We start from the raw sequence: 18558 nt of genomic DNA, 5'->3' as shown, positions 1-18558 counted from the left end.
ATTCGGCGTTATACGCCGGCATTTTTGAAGAGGGTGCTGATTGAACCGCCTTCGATAATAATTCTTGTTGCTTCTGCAAGAAGCGGTGCAACCGAGAGTACCGTAAAGCGGTCCGGACGGTTATCCGGCAGCAGAATGGAGTCGGTTACGACGACTTCTTTAATATTGGGATGATCCAAACGCTCAATCGCATTGCCGGAAAATAACGGATGAGTTGCGCATACATACACGTCTTCCGCACCGCGTTCCTTCAAGCTTTCCACTACGTTTACGATCGTGTTGCCCGTATCGATCAAGTCTTCGATAATGATTGGCGTCTGCCCTTTAACGTCGCCGATTACGTGCGTAATGGACGATTCGTTATGCGCAGGACGTTTTTTAATCATGATGGCAAACGAAGTATCGAGGTAGTTGGCAAGCTTCTCAGCTGTGGAAGCTCGTCCCGCATCCGGAGAAACGACAACCGGGTTCTTGATGTTCTTCGATTTCAGGTAGTCGCTGAGCAAATCCAGCGCTGTCATATGATCTACCGGAATATTGAAGAAGCCTTGAATAGCCGGTGCATGCAGGTCAATCGTGAGGACCCGGTTCGCGCCGACCGTCGTCAGCACATCTGCCACCATTTTGGCCGAAATCGGCTCGCGCGGCGCAGCTTTCCGTTCCTGACGGGCATACCCGTAGTACGGCATAATGATGTTAATCGTTTTGGCGGATGCCCGTTTTGCCGCATCAATCATAACAAGCAGTTCTACGAAATGCTCATTGATCGGATGAGAAAAAGATTGAACAAGGAATACGTCACAGTTCCGAATCGTTTCTTCGTAGTGAACGTACACTTCCCCGCTCTTAAAACGGGACATTTTGATAGCGCCGAGTGTCAACCCTAAGTCCTCGGCGATCTTTTGAGCCAAAACCGGATTAGACGAACCCGAGAAAATACGCAACTTGTCGCTTAACATGATACCCTCCTGAGCGTTTTAAAACCAATTAATAAAATTTGACATGACGTCGAGCTTTTGGCATGGGCTGGTACCCTCTGCAAAAGCTTGCTTGCGCCGGCTGTTTTCGGCATCGCGGCAAGCCGGCCGCCTTGATAAAATGCTGCGTCTCCCCTACAAGACGCCAGCCATTTCGTCTTTACTATACCATTATACATTGTATTTACGATATTTCAAAAATCAGCTATTGGCAATTTTCGACTCTTTATCGTCAGTAACCGGACAAAACCGACATCTTTCAACACCGGACGCTCGTATGATCAGCGTATTGTCCGATTTATGCGGGGGAGACAGTGGAAAAGCCGGTCGGCATTAGCTGGCTCCGGTGGAGCCCGCTTCTGCCAATCGGCTTAATGGCCGGCAGCGGCCATTAGCCGCCTGCCTGCTCACGTTTCATTGCATTGTTGGAGGCCGGCTTGCCATGGCGTCCGTTCAGCTCCCGCATCACGTCATCCAGCGGAAGTCCGCGTTCACGCAGCAATACGAGAAGGTGGAACAACAGGTCGCTGGCCTCGGAACGGAGCTCGTCGTTATCGCCGTTTTTCGCTGCGATGATGACCTCCGTCGCTTCCTCGCCTACTTTTTTCAATATTTTATCGAGACCCTTCTCGAACAAATACGTCGTGTAAGCTCCCTCCGGGCGCTCCGCATAACGCTCTGCGATTACCCCTTCGAGATTGCCGAGAATTGCGAAACGGTCCGCTTCTTCGCTCTGCTGGCTGGCAGCATCCGCACCCTGCACCTCAATATCGTTAAAGAAACAGCTGTACTTGCCAGTGTGACATGCCGGTCCAACTTGGTCAACCTTCACAAGCAGCGTGTCGGCGTCGCAGTCATATGACATCGAGCGGATGCGCTGCGTGTGGCCGCTTGTTGCACCCTTGTTCCACAGCTCATTCCGCGAGCGACTCCAGAACCAGGTCACGCCGTTCTCCGCAGACAACCGCAGCGACTCCGCATTCATATAAGCGAGCATAAGCACTTCCTTGCTCTGAGCATCTTGAACGATGGCCGGGACGAGGCCGTCCTCGTTCCATTTGATCAAGGACGCAAGCTCCTGCAGTTTCAATTGATCTTGGTCGGTCATCGAACCTCCACGCCTTTCTGCCGCAGGTCGTCTTTTACCTCGCGGATTGTCATTTCTTTATAGTGGAAAATCGTTGCTGCGAGCGCCGCATCGGCATGCGCCTGCTGGAACACGTCGCCGAAGTGCTCAATCTTGCCCGCTCCGCCGGAAGCGATAACCGGAATGCCCACCGAATCGGAAATGGCCTGCGTCAGCTTCAAGTCGAAGCCGTCCTTCGTGCCGTCCGCGTCCATGCTGGTAAGCAAAATTTCGCCTGCGCCCAGCTTTTCAACCTCGCGCGCCCATTCCAGTACCTTGATCCCGGTCTCTTTCCGGCCGCCGTGCGTGAATACTTCCCATTCGCCCCATGCTTCGTTGTATTTCGCGTCAATGGCGACAACGATGCATTGCGAGCCGAACTTGCGGGCGCCGTCGCGAACGAGCGACGGATTCAGAATCGCGGCTGTGTTGATCGCGATCTTGTCAGCGCCTGCCCGCAGCAGTCTCTTCATATCGTCGACATGAGAGATGCCGCCCCCAACCGTGAACGGAATCGTAATTTCGCCTGCCGTCCGCTTCACGACTTCAATCATCGTCGCACGGCCTTCGACCGAGGCGGAAATATCGAGGAATACGAGCTCATCGGCTCCTTCGCGGTCATAGGTGGACGCCAGTTCAACCGGATCCCCTGCATCACGCAGGTTGACGAAGTTTACGCCCTTCACTACACGTCCGTCCTTCACGTCCAGACACGGAATAATACGTTTGGCCAGCATATTGCACTCTCCTCCCTCTTGGTTGAAGCAGCGCTATGTAGCGCTGCTTTGGATGTTCTTTATGAAATTGTAAGCGATAGTGATTCGCTGGAGGCCAACGATTGCTTGCTTGAGTTGGGCTTCGCAGCGAAGTTAGTTTCGTTATTTGGCGAAGCTGCTTCGCTGTAACCCAACAATTGATCGAGTTGGGCTCTGCAGCGAAGTTAGTTTGACTAATTTGCGAAGTTGGTTCGTTATTCTGCTGCTTTAGTGCAAGGAGCAAGTACGTTAACGAAGTTAGTTTCCTTATTAGCGACTTTAGTTCGCCAAATCATGTACAACACGTAGGAATGCTGCCATCAGCCGCAGCGCTCAATGTCTGGAGCGAAGCTGGTTCGCTATTTTGCGAAGCCAATTTCGTTATTGGCCTCGAAAAGGAAGGCTTATCTCCATTTAGCGAAGCTAGCTTCGCTTTTCGTGAACCTAGGTTCGCCAACTGCGAAATTCCCTTCGCTCCGCCAAAGTAACTCCTTCGCATTAGCTCTTGCAACGAACTTCTCTTCGCTAATTTGCGAAGCTGCTTCGCTGGAGATCAATAATTGCTCCAGTTAAGCTCCGTAGCGAAGTTAGTTTCACTAATTTGCGAAGTTGATTCGTTATTCTGCTGCTTTAGTGCAAGGAGCAAGTACGTTAGCGAAGTTAGTTTCCTTATTAGCGGCTATGGTTCGCATAATCTGAAACACGTAGGGTATAGGCATCAGCCACAGCATTTAATGTCCGCAGCGAAGCTGGTTCGCTATTTTGCGAAGCCAATTTCGCTATTGGACTCGAAAAGGAAGGCTAATCTCCATTTAGCGAAGCTGGCTTCGCTTTTCGTTAACCTAGGTTCGCCAACTGCGAAATTCCCTTCGCTCCGCCAAAGTAACTCCTTCGCATTAGCTCTTACAACGAACTTCTCTTCGCTAATTTGCGAAGCTGCTTCGCTGGAAGCCAACAATTGCTCGAATTAACCTCCATAGCGAAGTTAGTTTCCTTATTATGCGAAGTTGGTCCGTTGGAGGCCAATTATTGCTGGAGCTGAGCTCCGCAGCGAAGTTAGTTTCACTAATTTGCGAAGTTGGTTCGTAATCGGCGACCTAGAGAATGAGCAGCTATAGGAACGAAGTTAGTTTCACTATTTAGCGAAGTTAGCTCGTTAGTCGGCGCTTCAGATGAAGCAGCTACGAGAGTGGTATTTAGCTTCATCTACCTCATGCCAAGCCGAGAGATCAATAATACTAGCTCTTCACCGGAACGCCCGCCAGGGCAAGGAAATTGCCCAGCAATTGCATGCCAAGCTCGCCGCTTTTTTCCGGGTGGAACTGCATGCCGTACACGTTGCCGCGGCCGACGATTGCCGTTACTTGCTGGTAGTAGTCGGTCGTCGCGAGCAGGTCGGAGGCTTGCTCCGGCTTCGCGTGGAACGAGTGGACGAAATAGACATGCCCCTCTTCCAACCCTTTGAACAGCGGGCTTTCGCTTTGTTCAAAGCTCAGCTTGTTCCAGCCCATATGCGGGATCTTGTAGTCACCTTGGAAGCGGATGACCTTGCCCGGGAGCAGTGACAAACCTTCGTTGATGCCATGCTCCTCGCTTTGGCTGAAGAGCAGCTGCATGCCAAGGCAGATGCCCAGCAGCGGCTTGCCGGAAGCGGCATACGCTGTCGTTACCGCATCCATGCCCGTCTCGCGCAAATTGTCCATAGCGTCGCCAAATGCGCCAACGCCCGGGAGGATCGCTCCGTCCGCGGCAGCGATAACGGCAGGATCGGCTGTAATGACGGCCTCATAGCCAAGTCTCTCTACGGCCTTGCTTACGCTGTGCAGGTTGCCCATGCCGTAGTCGATAATTGCGATCATCCTACAGTACCCCTTTCGTCGAAGGCACTCCTTGTACGCGTGGATCGATAATTGACGCTTCGTCGATTGCCCGGCCGAGCGCTTTAAAGACCGCTTCGATCATATGGTGCGTGTTCTGGCCGTAGTGTACGATGACGTGAAGCGTGATGCGGGCTTCAAGCGCCAGCTTCCACAGGAATTCATGCACCAGTTCAGTGGAGAAGCTGCCTACTTGGGCCGAAGGATATTCCGCACGGTATTCAAAATGCGGGCGGTTGCTCACATCAACAATAACCTGGGCGAGCGCTTCGTCCATCGGTACAAAAACACTTGCATAGCGCTTAATGCCGCGTTTGTCGCCAAGCGCTTCGCGCAGTGTCTGTCCAAGGCAAATTCCGATATCCTCAACCGTGTGGTGATCGTCAATATCAATGTCGCCGCGAGCTTCGACTTGCAGATCGAATTGCCCGTGCTTCGCAAACAGATCCAGCATGTGGTTCAGAAAAGGAACGTCTGTCTCCAGTTTCACTTCGCCCGTACCGTCTACTGCAAACGCCAGCTTAATATCTGTCTCATTGGTCTTGCGCGCAATCTCAGCCTTCCGCTGAATAAGCTCAGTCATTATTCCATCCTTCTTTCCATTTATAGTTCAACACTCGCCTACAGAGGCTTCCTTCTAATGCCTGCAGGACGGCTGCTCAAACGCATCGCATCCAACATAGAATGTGTCGATTCAAACAACAGTCCTCTTCCCGCTCTTACTGGCCCTCTTGCTCCAAACGGATCTCAATCGCCCGGGCATGCGCCTCAAGCCCCTCATGCCGCGCCAGCGTCATAATTTTGCCGCCATTCGTCAGCAGCGCTTGCTTGCTGTAATAGATCAGGCTCGATTTCTTCAAGAAGTCATCCACGTTGACTGGCGAAGAGAATCGCGCCGTGCCGTTCGTTGGAATGATGTGGTTCGGGCCTGCAAAATAATCCCCTACTGGTTCAGAGCTGTACGGTCCGAGGAAAATCGCGCCTGCATTCTCGATCAAGCCAAGCAGGCTCATCGGATCTGCTGTCAGCACTTCCAAATGCTCGGGAGCCAGCCGGTTGACGACGTCGATTCCCGCTTCTAGCGATTCGACGATCAAGATCGCGCCATAGCTGTCGATCGATGCGCGGGCAATCGCCTCACGCGGCAGCGTCGCCAGTTGGCGCTCCACTTCAGCGGCAACTGCTTGCCCCAGTGACTCCGACGGCGTCACAAGAATCGCAGATGCCATCTCATCATGCTCGGCCTGCGACAGCAAGTCGGCCGCAATGTACGACGCATTCGCCGCTTCATCAGCGAGCACGACGATCTCGCTTGGCCCGGCGATGCTGTCGATATCGACAGCGCCGAATACGGCGCGCTTCGCCAGCGCCACATAAATATTGCCCGGTCCGCAAATTTTATCGACCGGAGTGATCGATGCCGTGCCGTATGCCAATGCGGCAATCGCTTGCGCGCCGCCGACCCGGTACATCTCCTTGACGCCCGCTTCAGCGGCGGCTACGAGAATATACGGGTCGATCCCTTCCTTGCCGCCAGTAGACGGCGGCGTTACCATCACGATCTCCGGCACGCCAGCCACCTGTGCCGGAATGACGTTCATCAGCACGGACGACGGATACGCCGCTTTGCCACCGGGCACATAGACGCCGACCCGCTTCAGCGGGCGGAGAATTTGCCCCAGCATCGTCCCGTCCGGCTGCAAGTCCATCCACGAGTTGCGAAGCTGCTTCTCGTGGAATACCCGAATGTTCACGGCTGCCTCACGGATAGCCGTAAGAAAATCAGCGTCTACCTTGTCATACGCCGCTTCAATTTCTTGCTGCGTCACTCGCAGCGACGAAGCTTCCAGACGAACACGGTCATGCTCCTCCGTGTAACGGAGCAATGCCGCATCGCCCTCCGTCCGAACATCCTCCACAATTCGGCGAACCGCTTCATTTTGCGCAGGCGATCCATACTCCACCTCGCGCTGCAGTCCAAATTGCTCCGGTTTCATAATACGCATAGCCTTTAATCCCCCTATCACCGCAGCCTGATTCCTCAGTTTCAATCCTTAAGAAGGAAACCCGCTCAACCGAGCCAGCCGCATCATCATATACTTAAAACCCTTTCACATCCGACTCTTCATTCACCCTATAGGAAGGGTTATACCTTCGCAGCAATCGTAGTTTGAAGCCGGTCACAGAGGCTTTGAATCGCATCATTTTTCATCCGGTAGCTGACGCGGTTCGCAATGAGACGGCTCGTAATGCCGAAAATCTCTTCCATCTCAACCAGACCGTTTTCCCGCAGCGTCTGCCCCGTTTCCACCATATCGACGATACGGTCCGCTAGCCCGATCAATGGCGCAAGCTCGATAGAGCCGTTGAGCTTGATCACCTCAACCTGCTGGCCGCGTTCGCGGAAATAAGCCGAAGCAACAGACGGATATTTTGTCGCTACACGAGGATTGATTACGGGTTTCCAGTCCGGAAGCCCGATCACCGACATCCGGCATTTCGCAATGCCCAGATCCAGCAGCTCGTAGACATCCTTGTTCTCCTCCATCAGAACGTCCTTGCCGACAATCCCGATATCAGCCACGCCGTATTCCACGTAAGTAGGAACGTCTACCGGCTTCGCCATAATAAACTCCATTCCCGCTTCCGGGAGCTCAATAATCAGCTTGCGCGTATCGTCAAAATCGCTCGGAATCGGCAGTCCTGCTTCCCGAAACAACTTCGATGCCTGCTTGTAGATCCGTCCCTTCGGCATTGCCACCTTCAAAATCTCTTTCCCTGCTCCGCTCACGCCCGGCTGCCTCCTGTCCGTTCAATGCCGGCGATGTAGAACGCCCGCTCCGTAAATGTATTGCCTTTATATGAAAAAGCGCCTTCTGACACTTTGCCTGCTTCCTCTGCACTCATCCGCTCCGTCACGACCGATTGTCCTTCGCCGCGAAGACGCTGCGCTTCTGCAAGCGCCTCGGCACGCCCGTCTGTATCGTAGCCGATCAGCACACGCGGCGCTGATGCCGCCGTATCATCCTGGTCGCCAAGCAGCTCCAGAATGCGCGTCGTCTTGATCGCGAAGCCCGTCGCCGGCGTCGGACGCCCGAATTGGCCAAGCAGATTGTCATAACGGCCGCCGCTGACGACCGGGAAGCCCAAATCCGCCGCATAGCCTTCGAATGTCATGCCTGTGTAGTAAGAGAAATCACCGATCATCGTCAGATCGATCAATACATGCTCGCAGACGCCGTAGGCTTTCAGCACATCCCAAATCTCGCACAAATGACGAATGGATGCCTGTGCTGTCTCATCCGTCGTAAGCTCCAGCGCTTGGTCGCAAATTTCCTGGCCGCCGCGCAGTCGCAGAATGCTCTCCAGCTCACGCTGCACCGGCTCCGCCAGCGACAGCTTGCGCAGTTGATCACGATAGCCGACATAATCGCGGCCAAGCAGGCAAGCCTTCAATTGCTCCTGCGCATCCTCACGGCCAGACAACGTTTGCCCGAACAAGCCGTTCAGGAAGCCCATGTGGCCGATGGCGATTTTAAACCGTTCCACGCCTGCCGCTTTCAAGGAAGCAATTGCAAGTGCAACGACCTCGGCATCCGCCTCAGCCGAAGCATCGCCAACAAGCTCAACACCCGTCTGAAAAAACTCCGCTTCCCGGCCCGCTTCCTCTTCAATGGAACGGAAAATGTTCGCATGATAGGACAAACGGAGCGGAAATGGCTGTTCCTTCAGCAAAGAAGATACGACGCGCGCGATTGGCGCCGTCATATCGGAGCGCAGCACAAGCGTTGTTCCGCGGTTGTTCAGAAGCTTGAAAAGCTTCTGATCCGATGTAGAGCTTGCTACGCCAACCGTATCGTAATACTCAATCGTTGGCGTAATGATTTGCTCATAGCCCCAGCCTCCCATGCAGGCCAATACGTCGCGCTCAATTTGACGCAGCTTGGCTACGGCGCTCGGGAGGTAATCTTTAACGCCAATCGGCTTTTCAAATACCTTTGGTTTCGACATTTTGAATTCACCCTCAAATGCTTTAGTATGTTAAAGTTTTAAATTGCTAATAACATAAAGTATTTATCGATATTAGCATGAAGCGATCGCATTCGTCAAGGCTATCCGCCTGCTGGTCAGAGGATTTCATTTGCCCCGATGCCATGATACATACATCCTAACAAACCTCACCCCCCGCAGAATCAAAATCCGCAGAGGGTGAGGTCATTCCTATCCTATTCTGTTCAGGCATTAATCCGTATTAAACCTGAACTTCCTTCTCTTCGCTTCTGCCCGGCGAGCGTTTAATCTCGCGCATCGGATTGCCGCCGACGAACGTATAGGCCGGTACATCTTTATGAACGACCGAGCCAGCAGCTACAACTGCATGATCGCCAATCGTCACGCCCGGCAAAATCGTCGTATTAGCGCCAATCATTACATTGGCTCCAATACGCACACGGCCAAGCCGATACTCGCGGATCAAATATTCATGCGTCAGTATCGTCGTATTATAGCCGATAATGCTATTGTCACCGACCTCAATCTTCTCGGGGAAAAATACATCGACCATCACCATCAGCGCGAAGGCAGTATACTTGCCGACCTTCATTCCGAGTATGCGGCGATAGATCCAGTTCTTCACCGGCAGAATCGGACAATAGCGGGCAATTTGGATAAAAATAAAGTTGCGTACCGCCTTGAAGCGGCTAACCGTCGAGTATACCTGCCATAGCGCGTTTGGCCCTTCTACCGGATAAATCTCAACGTCCCGCAAGCTTCTCCCGCTCCAATCCGGCAAAAGCGTACAGCTCCCGCATGTCGTCAATGACATGCTTCGCTCCGCTCTCCCGCAGCTTTTCCGCTCCTTTAAGCGACCAGGCAACGCCAACCGATACGACGCCAGCCGCGTTGGCCGACTGCATATCGACAGGACTGTCACCAACCATGATGGCATCCCCGGGCTCTACGCCCAGCTTGTCCAGCGCCAGCAGCACCGGCTCAGGATGCGGCTTCGCATTTTTCACATCATCGATCGTTACGATCGCATCAGGAACAATGTAGTCATACAGCCCGACGAACTTTAAGCTTTTCTCTGTGCTGAACCGCATTTTCGTCGTCACAATACCGATGCGAACCCCTTGCTGCTGAAGATGGTTCATCACTTCGGCAACATAGGCAAAAGGCTTGACCAGCTCATTATGCAGCCTGGCATTCACTTCGCGGTACGCCGCAATCAGATGATCGACTTGCTCCAGTCCGGAGAAGATCTTCATCTGGTCAGACAACGTCAAGCCCATGCTGGGAATAATATGCTCCCGTGAAAATCCTTCCGGGACGACGCCCTTCAATGCCTCCAGAAACGAGCGGATGATTAGCTCATTGGTGTCTACTATAGTCCCGTCCAGATCGAACAGCATCGTACGTACAGGTTTAATCACGTTTGCTTTCACTCCTACTTGTCTGAAATACGCTTTTACAGCCCGTTACCCTTCCGTCTTCGGCGTGCCATCAAGCTCTGCTGCCGCTGCGCTTTCAGATGCCGATGGCGTTTTTTCCTTCGTCGATACGATCGGATCGGAATAACGTGCCGAAGCGGCTCCTGTTACTCTGCGAATGATGATAAATGCGATGGCCGCGATAATGAGACCAATTGCCAGCAGCTGCGAAATTCGTATATTGCCGTAAGCCGGATCGAGGTAACCTTGCTCGAACACCACGGTCATTGGCGTCCACAGGCCGTTAACGAGGGAAGCCAGCCATGCCGGACCTTGGAACGCCAAGCTGTCTGTACGCAATGCTTCAATGAAGAAGCGGCCGATGGAATACCAGATGAAGTAGCTCGCTACCAGCTCGCCTGCGCGCAAAAACTTTTGACGGCGCAAAATAAACAGAATGGCGATACCCACCAGACTCCAGATCGATTCATACAGGAATGCGGGGTGATGGTAAATGCCTTCCCCATTAATATTCATCTGATTGACGATAAAATTCGGCAAATGCAGCGTATCGCGGAGGAAGCTTTCTTCTACCACACCGCCATATGCCTCCTGGTTCATGAAGTTGCCCCAGCGTCCGATCATTTGACCAGCAAGCAAGGACGGCGCACAAATATCGACCAGCCGCCAGAAGCTATAGCCTTTATAGCGGAAATAGAAATAACCGCATATGAAAGCCCCGATCAACGCGCCATAAATCGCGATGCCGCCGTTCCATATTTTGAAGACATCCATCAAATTGTTTTTGTAATCATCCCATTTGAACGCTACATAATAGATACGGGCGCCAATAACAGCGGAAGGTACGCCTAACAGCAGCAAATCCATAAAGAAATCAGGCTTGATCCCGAAGCGCTTGCCCTCTTGAACAGCGAGCAGCAGGCCGACAAGAGCGGCTGTACCTAGAATAATGCCGTACCAGCGCACATCAATCGATCCAATTGAAAAAGCGATGGGATTAATCATCATACTCATGAGTTATAAGCTCCTTTTCTTATCGCTTGGAATGGGTTCCTTCAGCCAAGCTTCACAGGCACGATCGAATCAATCGTAGTCATCCGCATCTTCAGCAATCGTCTCCGTCAGCTTGTTCGTAAATTGCAGAGCGGCGTTGTAGCCCATCCGCTTCAAGCGGAAGTTCATCGCGGCCACTTCGATAATAACAGCCAAGTTGCGGCCTGGTCTAACCGGTACCGTAACGAGCGTCACATCCGTGTCGATAATGCGTGTTTTCTCCTCATCCAGCCCCAGACGGTCATATTGCTTGTCCTGCTGCCAGTTCTCCAGCTTAATGACAAGCGAGATACGCTTCGTGTTGCGTACCGCTCCTGCGCCGAACAGTGTCATGACATTAATAATTCCGAGACCGCGGATCTCCAGCAGGTGCCGGATGAGCTCCGGTGCGCTGCCGTGCAGCTGATTGTCCGACGTCTGGCGAATTTCGACGGCATCATCGGCTACTAGCCGATGTCCGCGCTTCACCAGCTCCAGCGCCGTCTCGCTTTTACCGATGCCGCTTCCCCCGGTAATAAGCATCCCCACGCCATATACGTCTACGAGTACACCGTGAATCGTCGCTGTAGGCGCAAGCTTTTTCTCCAAGAAATCGGTAATTCGGCTGAACAAAATCGTTGTCGCTGTATTGCTGCGAAGCACGGGGATTTGTGCAGAGTTTGAATGCTCAATCAGCTCAGCAGGCGCTTCCAATCCCCTTGTTATAATGATGCAAGGCGTATCATCGTGGCAGAGCTGCGCCAGCCGATACTTGCGCTCCTCCGTCGACAGTGTGCTCAGAAACGTTAATTCCGTTTTTCCGAGGAGCTGAACGCGTTCGCTGGGATGATAGTCGAAATACCCGGCCATCTCGAGACCCGGGCGATACAGATCGTCTACCGTAATTGAACGCTTCAAGCCGTCTTCTCCGGATATGATTTCTAGCGAGAAATGCTGAACCAGCTGTGATACCTTTACTTTCTTAGCCATCGTACGGCCTCCTCATCTAACCGCTATATGTCCGTATGTAAGTGGATTTCCAATGACTTCATCGTAAAGGAAAAAAGCGCCGAACGCAACGTTTGACCGCTGCACGGCGCCAAAAGCTTTATTTTAGTTCAATGTGAATCGGCTCCAACACATACCCCGGATATTGATATACGTCAAAAGTAAGCGGCTGTACATAGTCAGCAACCGGAATCTCGTAGTAAGCCTCTGCATCCGATCCTGTCTCGGTTGGACGCCATGAATACTGGGTCCCTTCTTTGTCGAGCAGCTTATAGGTCTTATCGGAAGCATCCCGGAACGTTGCCCCGTAATTAAAAAACCAAAATCCATAACCGGTTTCCGTCTCATCAAGATCTGAGAAAGATACCGTGAGACTTCCGCCTGCCGCGCTCTTTAATTGAAACCGGCTATCCGGTGTTTCTAGCGTCTCTCCTGTCTCTGTATTAATGACAAACTTCTTGTTTCGCTCCGACATCAGCAGACCGTCGGCAACGAAATACAGCTTTTTCGGCTTTTCGAAATAGTTGCTTTGAAAATGAATCGTCATCCCCTCGTCCAGCATGCCAAATCCGCCTTTTGTATCCCATCGCCTGCCTTTCTCGTCGACAAGAGCCAGCTTAATAAAGCCATTCGACTTCTTCACGTTTGAGGGATCGGTTTCCACATCGATACTGATCTGCAAAGGTGTAATAATCGCTTTCTTCAATGTAAAATGCTGCCCGCCGACCTCCAAATCTTTATGGAGAGGAATGATCTCCTTAAGATTCTCGAAACGGCTATGATCGACAGGAATATCGACAGCTAACCATTGTCCTTCCAGATTTACTTCCAAATGAATCGTTTGCGGTACGGGATGACCGTCTCCCATCACGATGTCGAACTTGTCGTACATTGCCCCAACCTCTTCATTCTCCGCAAAATGACTCCACCCGATGGAAGCGACAATTTCTTTGCCATGCTCATCTTGAATGACATATTTCTTAACCTGAGTGTTTTTTGTCACACCCGGCCCTGTGCCGGAATAAAGGATAACGACGCGCTGATCATCAGCCATTATGCCGCTGACCGTTAAGGTATATCCGTTCTTGCTGTCCGACTTATTCACAGGCTGAATGAACTCATTGTTTATTGCGCTTTGGAGCGTTGTATCGCTTTCGATCAGCTTCACAAATCCGCTAAAGCCCGGAATGTCGCGCAGCATCGCAGCGAAAGCGGGAGAGACTTTAATAAACGCGGTAAGCAGCATAAAGACGCATATGGCCGATACGAGCATTTGCAGTCCCAGTCTTCGCCGCTTCATTCGTACCAAACGTTTGCCGCCAAGCTTCAAGCCTGTTTTTATCACCGCATCAAGCTCTACATCACTAGGTTCATTTCTCTCATGCTCCAGCTGCTGACGGTCATTCCGCAACGCCTGAAGCACCTCTTCCCAGTCCTTTTCTGCCTCCCTGTTCATGGTCTTCCCCCTTCCCTATCGCTGTTAAGTCGCTTTTCAATAGCTTCAGGCCCTTATGCAGCCAAGTACGCACCGTTCCGTCCGGCTTTTCCAGCAGCTCGGCAATTTCCGTAATGGTCAAATCCCGATAATACTTCAAGACAATGACCATCCGGTATTTCGACGGCAGCCCCTTAATCTGAGCTTCCATGTCGATTCGCTCCGCTACATCCGGCAAATTATTTTTCGTCGGGTCTTCCGTCCAGCCTTGAAGTTCGGAACTAGACGAAACCATCTCCCTGCGCTTCTTTTTCCTTTCATCCATACAGACACGTATTAGAATACGAATCATCCAGGTCGTGAACAGCTTTGGATCAAGCAGCGACCGCCTTTTTGCCCATACTCTGCACACAGTCTCCTGCACAACCTCCATGGCATCCGTCTCGTTCCTCATATATGAATAGGCAATGCCGTAAAGCTGGCGCTTATCGATTTCAATTCGCCGAAATAACGCATCTTCATCGCCTTTCACCGCTGCAGCCGCCCACTCGTCTTTATCCATGCCCTTCCCCCTCTGCGCAACCCCTTGCTGACAATTAGACGCACAACTGGCTCAAACGGTTTTCCTTTTTTTTCGGATAAATGCAAAAAAGGCTGCCCCCCATCGGGAGACAGCCTTGGAATAACGGATGGATTAGTTTTCGAAAATGTTCAGCTCGGACTCTTTGTCGAACAAGTGTACTTTGTTCATGTCCAGAGCCAGTTTAACGCTGGAACCGTCACGCAGTGCGGAACGTCCGTCTACACGTGCGATAACAGTCTCTGTGCCGATACCGTTCAGGTACAGGTACATTTCGTGACCCAGGTTTTCTGCAACCTCGATGTTCGCGTTAACGATTGTGTTCGGGGATGCTTCCAGGAATACAGGCTCTTCGTGAAGATCCTCTGGACGAATGCCCAGAATAACTTCTTTGCCTACATAACCTTTGGAACGAAGAACAGCTGCTTTACCTTCTGGAATCGCAACGTCTACGCCAGTCGCTTTGAATTTCAAAGCTCCGCCTTGCTCAGCAACTGTGCCGCTGATGAAGTTCATCGAAGGCGCGCCGATAAAGCCAGCTACGAAAATGTTAACAGGGTGGTTGTAAAGCTCTTCCGGAGAAGCTGTTTGTTGAATGAAGCCGTCTTTCATAACAACGATACGGTCACCCATCGTCATTGCTTCGATCTGGTCATGCGTTACGTAGATTGTCGTAGTTTCCAGACGTTTAGTCAGCTTGGAAATTTCCGCACGCATTTGACCACGAAGTTTAGCATCCAAGTTGGAGAGCGGCTCATCCATCAAGAATACTTGCGGCTCACGCACGATTGCGCGTCCCAAAGCGACACGTTGGCGTTGACCGCCGGAGAGTGCTTTTGGTTTACGGTCAAGCAAGTGCTCAATATCGAGAATTTTAGCGGCTTCACGAACGCGTTTGTCGATGTCCGCTTTTTTGAATTTACGAAGTTTAAGGCCGAAAGCCATGTTTTGATATACGTTCATGTGCGGGTACAACGCGTAGGATTGGAATACCATCGCGATGTCGCGGTCTTTAGGAGCTACGTCATTTACAAGACGGTCGCCGATGAACAATTTACCTTCGGAAATCTCTTCAAGTCCTGCGATCATACGCAGTGTTGTCGATTTACCGCAACCGGATGGACCAACCAATACGAGAAACTCTTTGTCTTTGATATCAAGGTTAACGTCAGTTACCGATGCTTTGTCGGAACCCGGGTATTTTTTGTAAATGCCTTCTAAGCGTACGCCTGCCATGTGATTTTTCCCCCTAAAAGAAATTTCGTTATGCTTATATCTTATCCCACAGCCCAGTATGCTGACTATGCACAAACTGTACAAAAAAACTAATTTCTTTTCGTAACTTTGTACAATAGTAAAATGATTTTAACCAATACGGCATCTCTAAACTGCCTGACATCAAGGCCTGTCTCCTGCTTCAGCTTATCCAGCCGGTAAAGCAGCGTATTGCGGTGAATGTACAGTTTCTTGGCCGTCTCGCTGACATTGCAATCGAGCGCAAAGAACGCTTCCAGCGTAGCAAGCATCTCCGCTTCAACGAACAATTCGCTTCTCTTGAGCGAATGCTCCAAATAACGCGAGCGCTGTACCTCCGGGATGGCGTTAAGCAATCTCTCCAGCTGCAGCATCCACGGCAGATGGATATTGGTGCCGACGTGAAATTTCCGGCCCAGATTAATCGTTTCACGAAGAAGTGCAGTCGTCTCTACGACGCCCTTCGCTGGACTTGTCGGGTGGGCGACAGCAAGATGGCACTCGCCGATCCATTCGCTTGCGAGCATTTCATGCAGGCCATGGCAAATGGAAGCCAGACTGTCCTCAACCGTCTCTTCATCCTCGTCATCAGCCAATTCGGAATCGGCATCCCTCAGAAGGGAAGCAGGCCCCCAGATGAGCCATTCTTGATTTTTAAGAGGAATGAGTAAAATATCGTCAGCCAGGAAGGAGCGAAGCAGCTTCTCCAGTTCTGAATAAGCAGCTTGCTTCGTCGTATTGGGCTGCTCTGTAATAAGAAGAAAAGGAATCATCTCGGCAAAAAGCTTGCCGCCAGCCGTAAGGCTGTCAGGTATTGAATAAGAAGGCTCTTCCGACTCCAGCTGCTGCTGGATCCATTCACTAAGCTTGAGTGCAAAGTTCTCGCTTTCCGATAAGGAGGCCGCCGGTGCTTTGGCCGTTTGATTGCGCAGGCTTTGCGTGCGAAGCGTCCAGCTAATGAGCTCCAGCTCTCTTTGCTGAAGGCTTGAGCCTTCAATCTCGATGGCTTCAATTGTCTTGTTAGCGCTTCCTACAACGATCCATGTGGTGCCATCCTGCTCAACACGGCTGCCTTCTGCCGCCAATCTGCCGTTATTGTCATCACTGTAAAATACGCGGTCAGCCTTCTGCGTCAACTCTTCCCAATCGGATTGCTGCAAAGTTACCAGACGAACTGGACAGTTCAAAATGTGCTCCAGCGGGTTTAACCATTCTGTCGTGCTCATTTTTGTCTATCTCCTATCTCCAGCCATGAATGATGCCTTTTTTTCGTCATTGTAACATATACCGGCTGGCAATTTCAGCTATTCCGATAATCCGGTGGTTCACATTATCCCCCGACAACGTTAAAATGATAAAGAAACGAAACACTCTGCAAATTCGTTGACGCTTGTGTTAAAAGATGGTAGAGTAAATTCAAAGTTATTATATCGGAATTATATACATTATAAGGAGTGAAGCTATATGTCTAAAGTAGTTATCCTATCCGGAAGCCCGAACCCAGGCTCGCGTTTGTCCGGCATTACGCAATATGTAGAAAGCCATTTGTCCGAGCAGGGCATTTCATTTGACCATGTGGTTGTGGCCTCGCTTCCTGCAGAGGATCTCATCCATGCCAAGTTCGACAGCAAGCCAATTATTGAAGCAGCTGCGAAGGTTGAAGCAGCAGAGGCCGTTATTATTGCAAGCCCTGTCTACAAAGCTTCTTTTACCGGCGTACTCAAAACTTTCCTTGATCTGCTTCCCCAAAAAGGACTCAGCGGCAAATTCGTTACTCCGCTCTTCCTGGGCGGTACAATCGCTCATCTGCTCTCCATCGACTACTCGCTGAAGCCTGTACTGTCCTCGCTTAATGCGAAGCATTTCGGAAGCGGCGTTTATGCGATCGACTCCCAAATCGCCCGTCTGGATTCCGGAGTTGGCGAATCCCAGTTCCAGCTGAATGACGAGCTGAAAGAACGGCTTGATGCTACCATTGCCGAGCTGGTTGAAGAATTGAAACGCAGAGCTTAATTATGAATAGAACAAGGGCTGCCGCATTGGGTCAATATTTGACCTTGCGGCAGCCCTTCTTTAATGAAGAAAAATATAATTGCACTTTTTAATTAGAAGTCATTATAAACATTATTAATACCATAAATAACATAAACAACAAAATAGACATCAAAAAAACCCGCCGTGAAGGCGAGTTCTAAGTTTGAAAAAATGGTGAGCCATGAAGGACTCGAACCTTCGACACCCTGATTAAAAGTCAGGTGCTCTACCAACTGAGCTAATGGCTCTCATGATGAGAAAATGGTGGAGGGCGATGGATTCGAACCACCGAACCTGAAAGGAGCAGATTTACAGTCTGCCGTGTTTAGCCACTTCACTAGCCCTCCGGAATACTAAATGGTGGCTCGGGACGGAATCGAACCGCCGACACGAGGATTTTCAGTCCTCTGCTCTACCGACTGAGCTACCGAGCCTTATGCTGTTTTGAAAAAAAAATGGCGGAGCTGACGGGATTCGAACCCGCGGTCTCCTGCGTGACAGGCAGGCATGTTAGGCCTCTACACCACAGCTCCATGGAATGTACTCGGATAAAGTCCGAATAAGATTGGTTGCGAAGACAGGATTTGAACCTGTGACCTTCGGGTTATGAGCCCGACGAGCTACCGGACTGCTCCACCTCGCGTCGTTAACCAATATAAAAATATAAATGGTGGAGGCTGAGGGGATCGAACCCCCGACCCTCTGCTTGTAAGGCAGATGCTCTCCCAGCTGAGCTAAGCCTCCGATAAAGATATGGTAGCGGCGAAGGGGATCGAACCCCCGACCTCACGGGTATGAACCGTACGCTCTAGCCAGCTGAGCTACACCGCCACGCTTGTCCCACATTTTGTCGCTTGTCTCGCGTGGGAACGAAGACAAGATCAGGAATTTGCGCCCTGAAAACTGGATGCGAATTGAATGAATCACTTTAGCAGTAGGATAAGCCCTCGACCGATTAGTATTCGTCAGCTCCACACATTGCTGTGCTTCCACCCCGAACCTATCAACCTCGTCGTCTTCAAGGGGTCTT

17 protein-coding genes, 7 tRNA genes and 1 rRNA gene are annotated in these 18558 nt (G+C 51.3%); 1 reads left to right on the top strand and 24 read right to left on the bottom strand.

The window, feature by feature from the left end:
* Positions 1 to 8 precede the first annotated feature (8 nt).
* The 16 genes from ACFVVF_RS19375 to ACFVVF_RS19300 form a co-directional block, all read right to left on the bottom strand.
* Complete coding sequence (locus ACFVVF_RS19375) at positions 9 to 959, bottom strand: ribose-phosphate diphosphokinase (protein WP_387813226.1); 951 nt, start codon at positions 957 to 959, stop codon at positions 9 to 11.
* Between the two features lie 409 nt (positions 960 to 1368).
* The gene (hisIE, locus tag ACFVVF_RS19370) at positions 1369 to 2085 is read right to left on the bottom strand and encodes a bifunctional phosphoribosyl-AMP cyclohydrolase/phosphoribosyl-ATP diphosphatase HisIE (protein ID WP_387813223.1); all 717 of its coding nucleotides are present in this window, start codon (positions 2083 to 2085) and stop codon (positions 1369 to 1371) included.
* The gene (hisF, locus tag ACFVVF_RS19365) at positions 2082 to 2840 is read right to left on the bottom strand and encodes an imidazole glycerol phosphate synthase subunit HisF (RefSeq protein ID WP_387813220.1); all 759 of its coding nucleotides are present in this window, start codon (positions 2838 to 2840) and stop codon (positions 2082 to 2084) included. The genes hisIE and hisF overlap by 4 nt, the downstream gene beginning before the upstream one ends.
* A gap of 1256 nt (positions 2841 to 4096) precedes the next feature.
* Positions 4097 to 4717, bottom strand: coding sequence for an imidazole glycerol phosphate synthase subunit HisH (gene hisH / locus ACFVVF_RS19360; protein WP_387813218.1), 621 nt, complete (start codon positions 4715 to 4717; stop codon positions 4097 to 4099).
* Between the two features lies 1 nt (position 4718).
* On the bottom strand, positions 4719 to 5318 hold the full coding sequence (gene hisB, locus ACFVVF_RS19355) for an imidazoleglycerol-phosphate dehydratase HisB (protein WP_387813216.1): 600 nt from the start codon (positions 5316 to 5318) through the stop codon (positions 4719 to 4721).
* Positions 5319 to 5454: 136 nt separating this feature from the next.
* On the bottom strand, positions 5455 to 6741 hold the full coding sequence (hisD, locus tag ACFVVF_RS19350) for a histidinol dehydrogenase (RefSeq protein WP_387813214.1): 1287 nt from the start codon (positions 6739 to 6741) through the stop codon (positions 5455 to 5457).
* Between the two features lie 140 nt (positions 6742 to 6881).
* Complete coding sequence (gene hisG / locus ACFVVF_RS19345; protein WP_387814262.1) at positions 6882 to 7490, bottom strand: ATP phosphoribosyltransferase; 609 nt, start codon at positions 7488 to 7490, stop codon at positions 6882 to 6884.
* 32 nt (positions 7491 to 7522) lie between these two features.
* The gene (locus tag ACFVVF_RS19340; protein ID WP_387813211.1) at positions 7523 to 8746 is read right to left on the bottom strand and encodes an ATP phosphoribosyltransferase regulatory subunit; all 1224 of its coding nucleotides are present in this window, start codon (positions 8744 to 8746) and stop codon (positions 7523 to 7525) included.
* 241 nt (positions 8747 to 8987) lie between these two features.
* Positions 8988 to 9560, bottom strand: a complete 573-nt coding sequence (locus ACFVVF_RS19335; protein ID WP_387813208.1) for an acyltransferase — start codon at positions 9558 to 9560, stop codon at positions 8988 to 8990.
* On the bottom strand, positions 9490 to 10167 hold the full coding sequence (locus ACFVVF_RS19330) for an HAD-IA family hydrolase (protein WP_387813206.1): 678 nt from the start codon (positions 10165 to 10167) through the stop codon (positions 9490 to 9492). The genes ACFVVF_RS19335 and ACFVVF_RS19330 overlap by 71 nt, the downstream gene beginning before the upstream one ends.
* 45 nt (positions 10168 to 10212) lie before the next feature.
* Complete coding sequence (gene lgt / locus ACFVVF_RS19325; RefSeq protein WP_387813204.1) at positions 10213 to 11199, bottom strand: prolipoprotein diacylglyceryl transferase; 987 nt, start codon at positions 11197 to 11199, stop codon at positions 10213 to 10215.
* A 69-nt stretch (positions 11200 to 11268) separates the two neighbouring features.
* The gene (gene hprK / locus ACFVVF_RS19320) at positions 11269 to 12207 is read right to left on the bottom strand and encodes an HPr(Ser) kinase/phosphatase (RefSeq protein WP_387813201.1); all 939 of its coding nucleotides are present in this window, start codon (positions 12205 to 12207) and stop codon (positions 11269 to 11271) included.
* 118 nt (positions 12208 to 12325) lie between these two features.
* Positions 12326 to 13681: a DUF4179 domain-containing protein gene (locus ACFVVF_RS19315; protein ID WP_387813199.1), complete on the bottom strand. Its 1356-nt coding sequence runs from the start codon at positions 13679 to 13681 to the stop codon at positions 12326 to 12328.
* Complete coding sequence (locus ACFVVF_RS19310) at positions 13626 to 14222, bottom strand: sigma-70 family RNA polymerase sigma factor (RefSeq protein ID WP_387813196.1); 597 nt, start codon at positions 14220 to 14222, stop codon at positions 13626 to 13628. The genes ACFVVF_RS19315 and ACFVVF_RS19310 overlap by 56 nt, the downstream gene beginning before the upstream one ends.
* 132 nt (positions 14223 to 14354) lie before the next feature.
* Entirely contained in the window at positions 14355 to 15476 is a 1122-nt protein-coding gene (locus ACFVVF_RS19305; RefSeq protein WP_387813194.1) for an ABC transporter ATP-binding protein, read from the bottom strand.
* A gap of 89 nt (positions 15477 to 15565) precedes the next feature.
* On the bottom strand, positions 15566 to 16720 hold the full coding sequence (locus ACFVVF_RS19300) for a PucR family transcriptional regulator (protein WP_387813191.1): 1155 nt from the start codon (positions 16718 to 16720) through the stop codon (positions 15566 to 15568).
* Positions 16721 to 16958: 238 nt separating this feature from the next.
* Between ACFVVF_RS19300 and ssuE the strand changes: the two genes are divergently transcribed.
* Positions 16959 to 17507: an NADPH-dependent FMN reductase gene (ssuE, locus tag ACFVVF_RS19295; protein WP_387813188.1), complete on the top strand. Its 549-nt coding sequence runs from the start codon at positions 16959 to 16961 to the stop codon at positions 17505 to 17507.
* A gap of 193 nt (positions 17508 to 17700) precedes the next feature.
* Here ssuE and ACFVVF_RS19290 read toward each other — a convergent pair.
* The 8 genes from ACFVVF_RS19290 to ACFVVF_RS19255 all read right to left on the bottom strand — a co-directional run.
* Positions 17701 to 17776 (bottom strand) — tRNA-Lys (locus ACFVVF_RS19290).
* 14 nt (positions 17777 to 17790) lie between these two features.
* Positions 17791 to 17875: transfer RNA gene (locus ACFVVF_RS19285), tRNA-Tyr, on the bottom strand.
* Between the two features lie 11 nt (positions 17876 to 17886).
* Positions 17887 to 17962: transfer RNA gene (locus ACFVVF_RS19280), tRNA-Phe, on the bottom strand.
* 22 nt (positions 17963 to 17984) lie between these two features.
* Positions 17985 to 18061, bottom strand: a tRNA-Asp gene (locus tag ACFVVF_RS19275).
* 33 nt (positions 18062 to 18094) lie between these two features.
* A tRNA-Met gene (locus tag ACFVVF_RS19270) sits at positions 18095 to 18171 on the bottom strand.
* Between the two features lie 25 nt (positions 18172 to 18196).
* Positions 18197 to 18272, bottom strand: a tRNA-Val gene (locus ACFVVF_RS19265).
* Between the two features lie 10 nt (positions 18273 to 18282).
* Positions 18283 to 18359, bottom strand: a tRNA-Met gene (locus ACFVVF_RS19260).
* Positions 18360 to 18463: 104 nt separating this feature from the next.
* A 23S ribosomal RNA gene (locus tag ACFVVF_RS19255) occupies positions 18464 to 18558 on the bottom strand; the annotation flags it as partial.

This window comes from Paenibacillus sp. NPDC058174 (genome assembly GCF_042883865.1).
In the GTDB taxonomy this organism is placed as follows: Bacteria; Bacillota; Bacilli; order Paenibacillales; family Paenibacillaceae; genus Pristimantibacillus.
The sequence above is the reverse complement of the archived record's forward strand: the minus strand, read 5'-3'. Positions and strand labels throughout refer to the sequence as shown.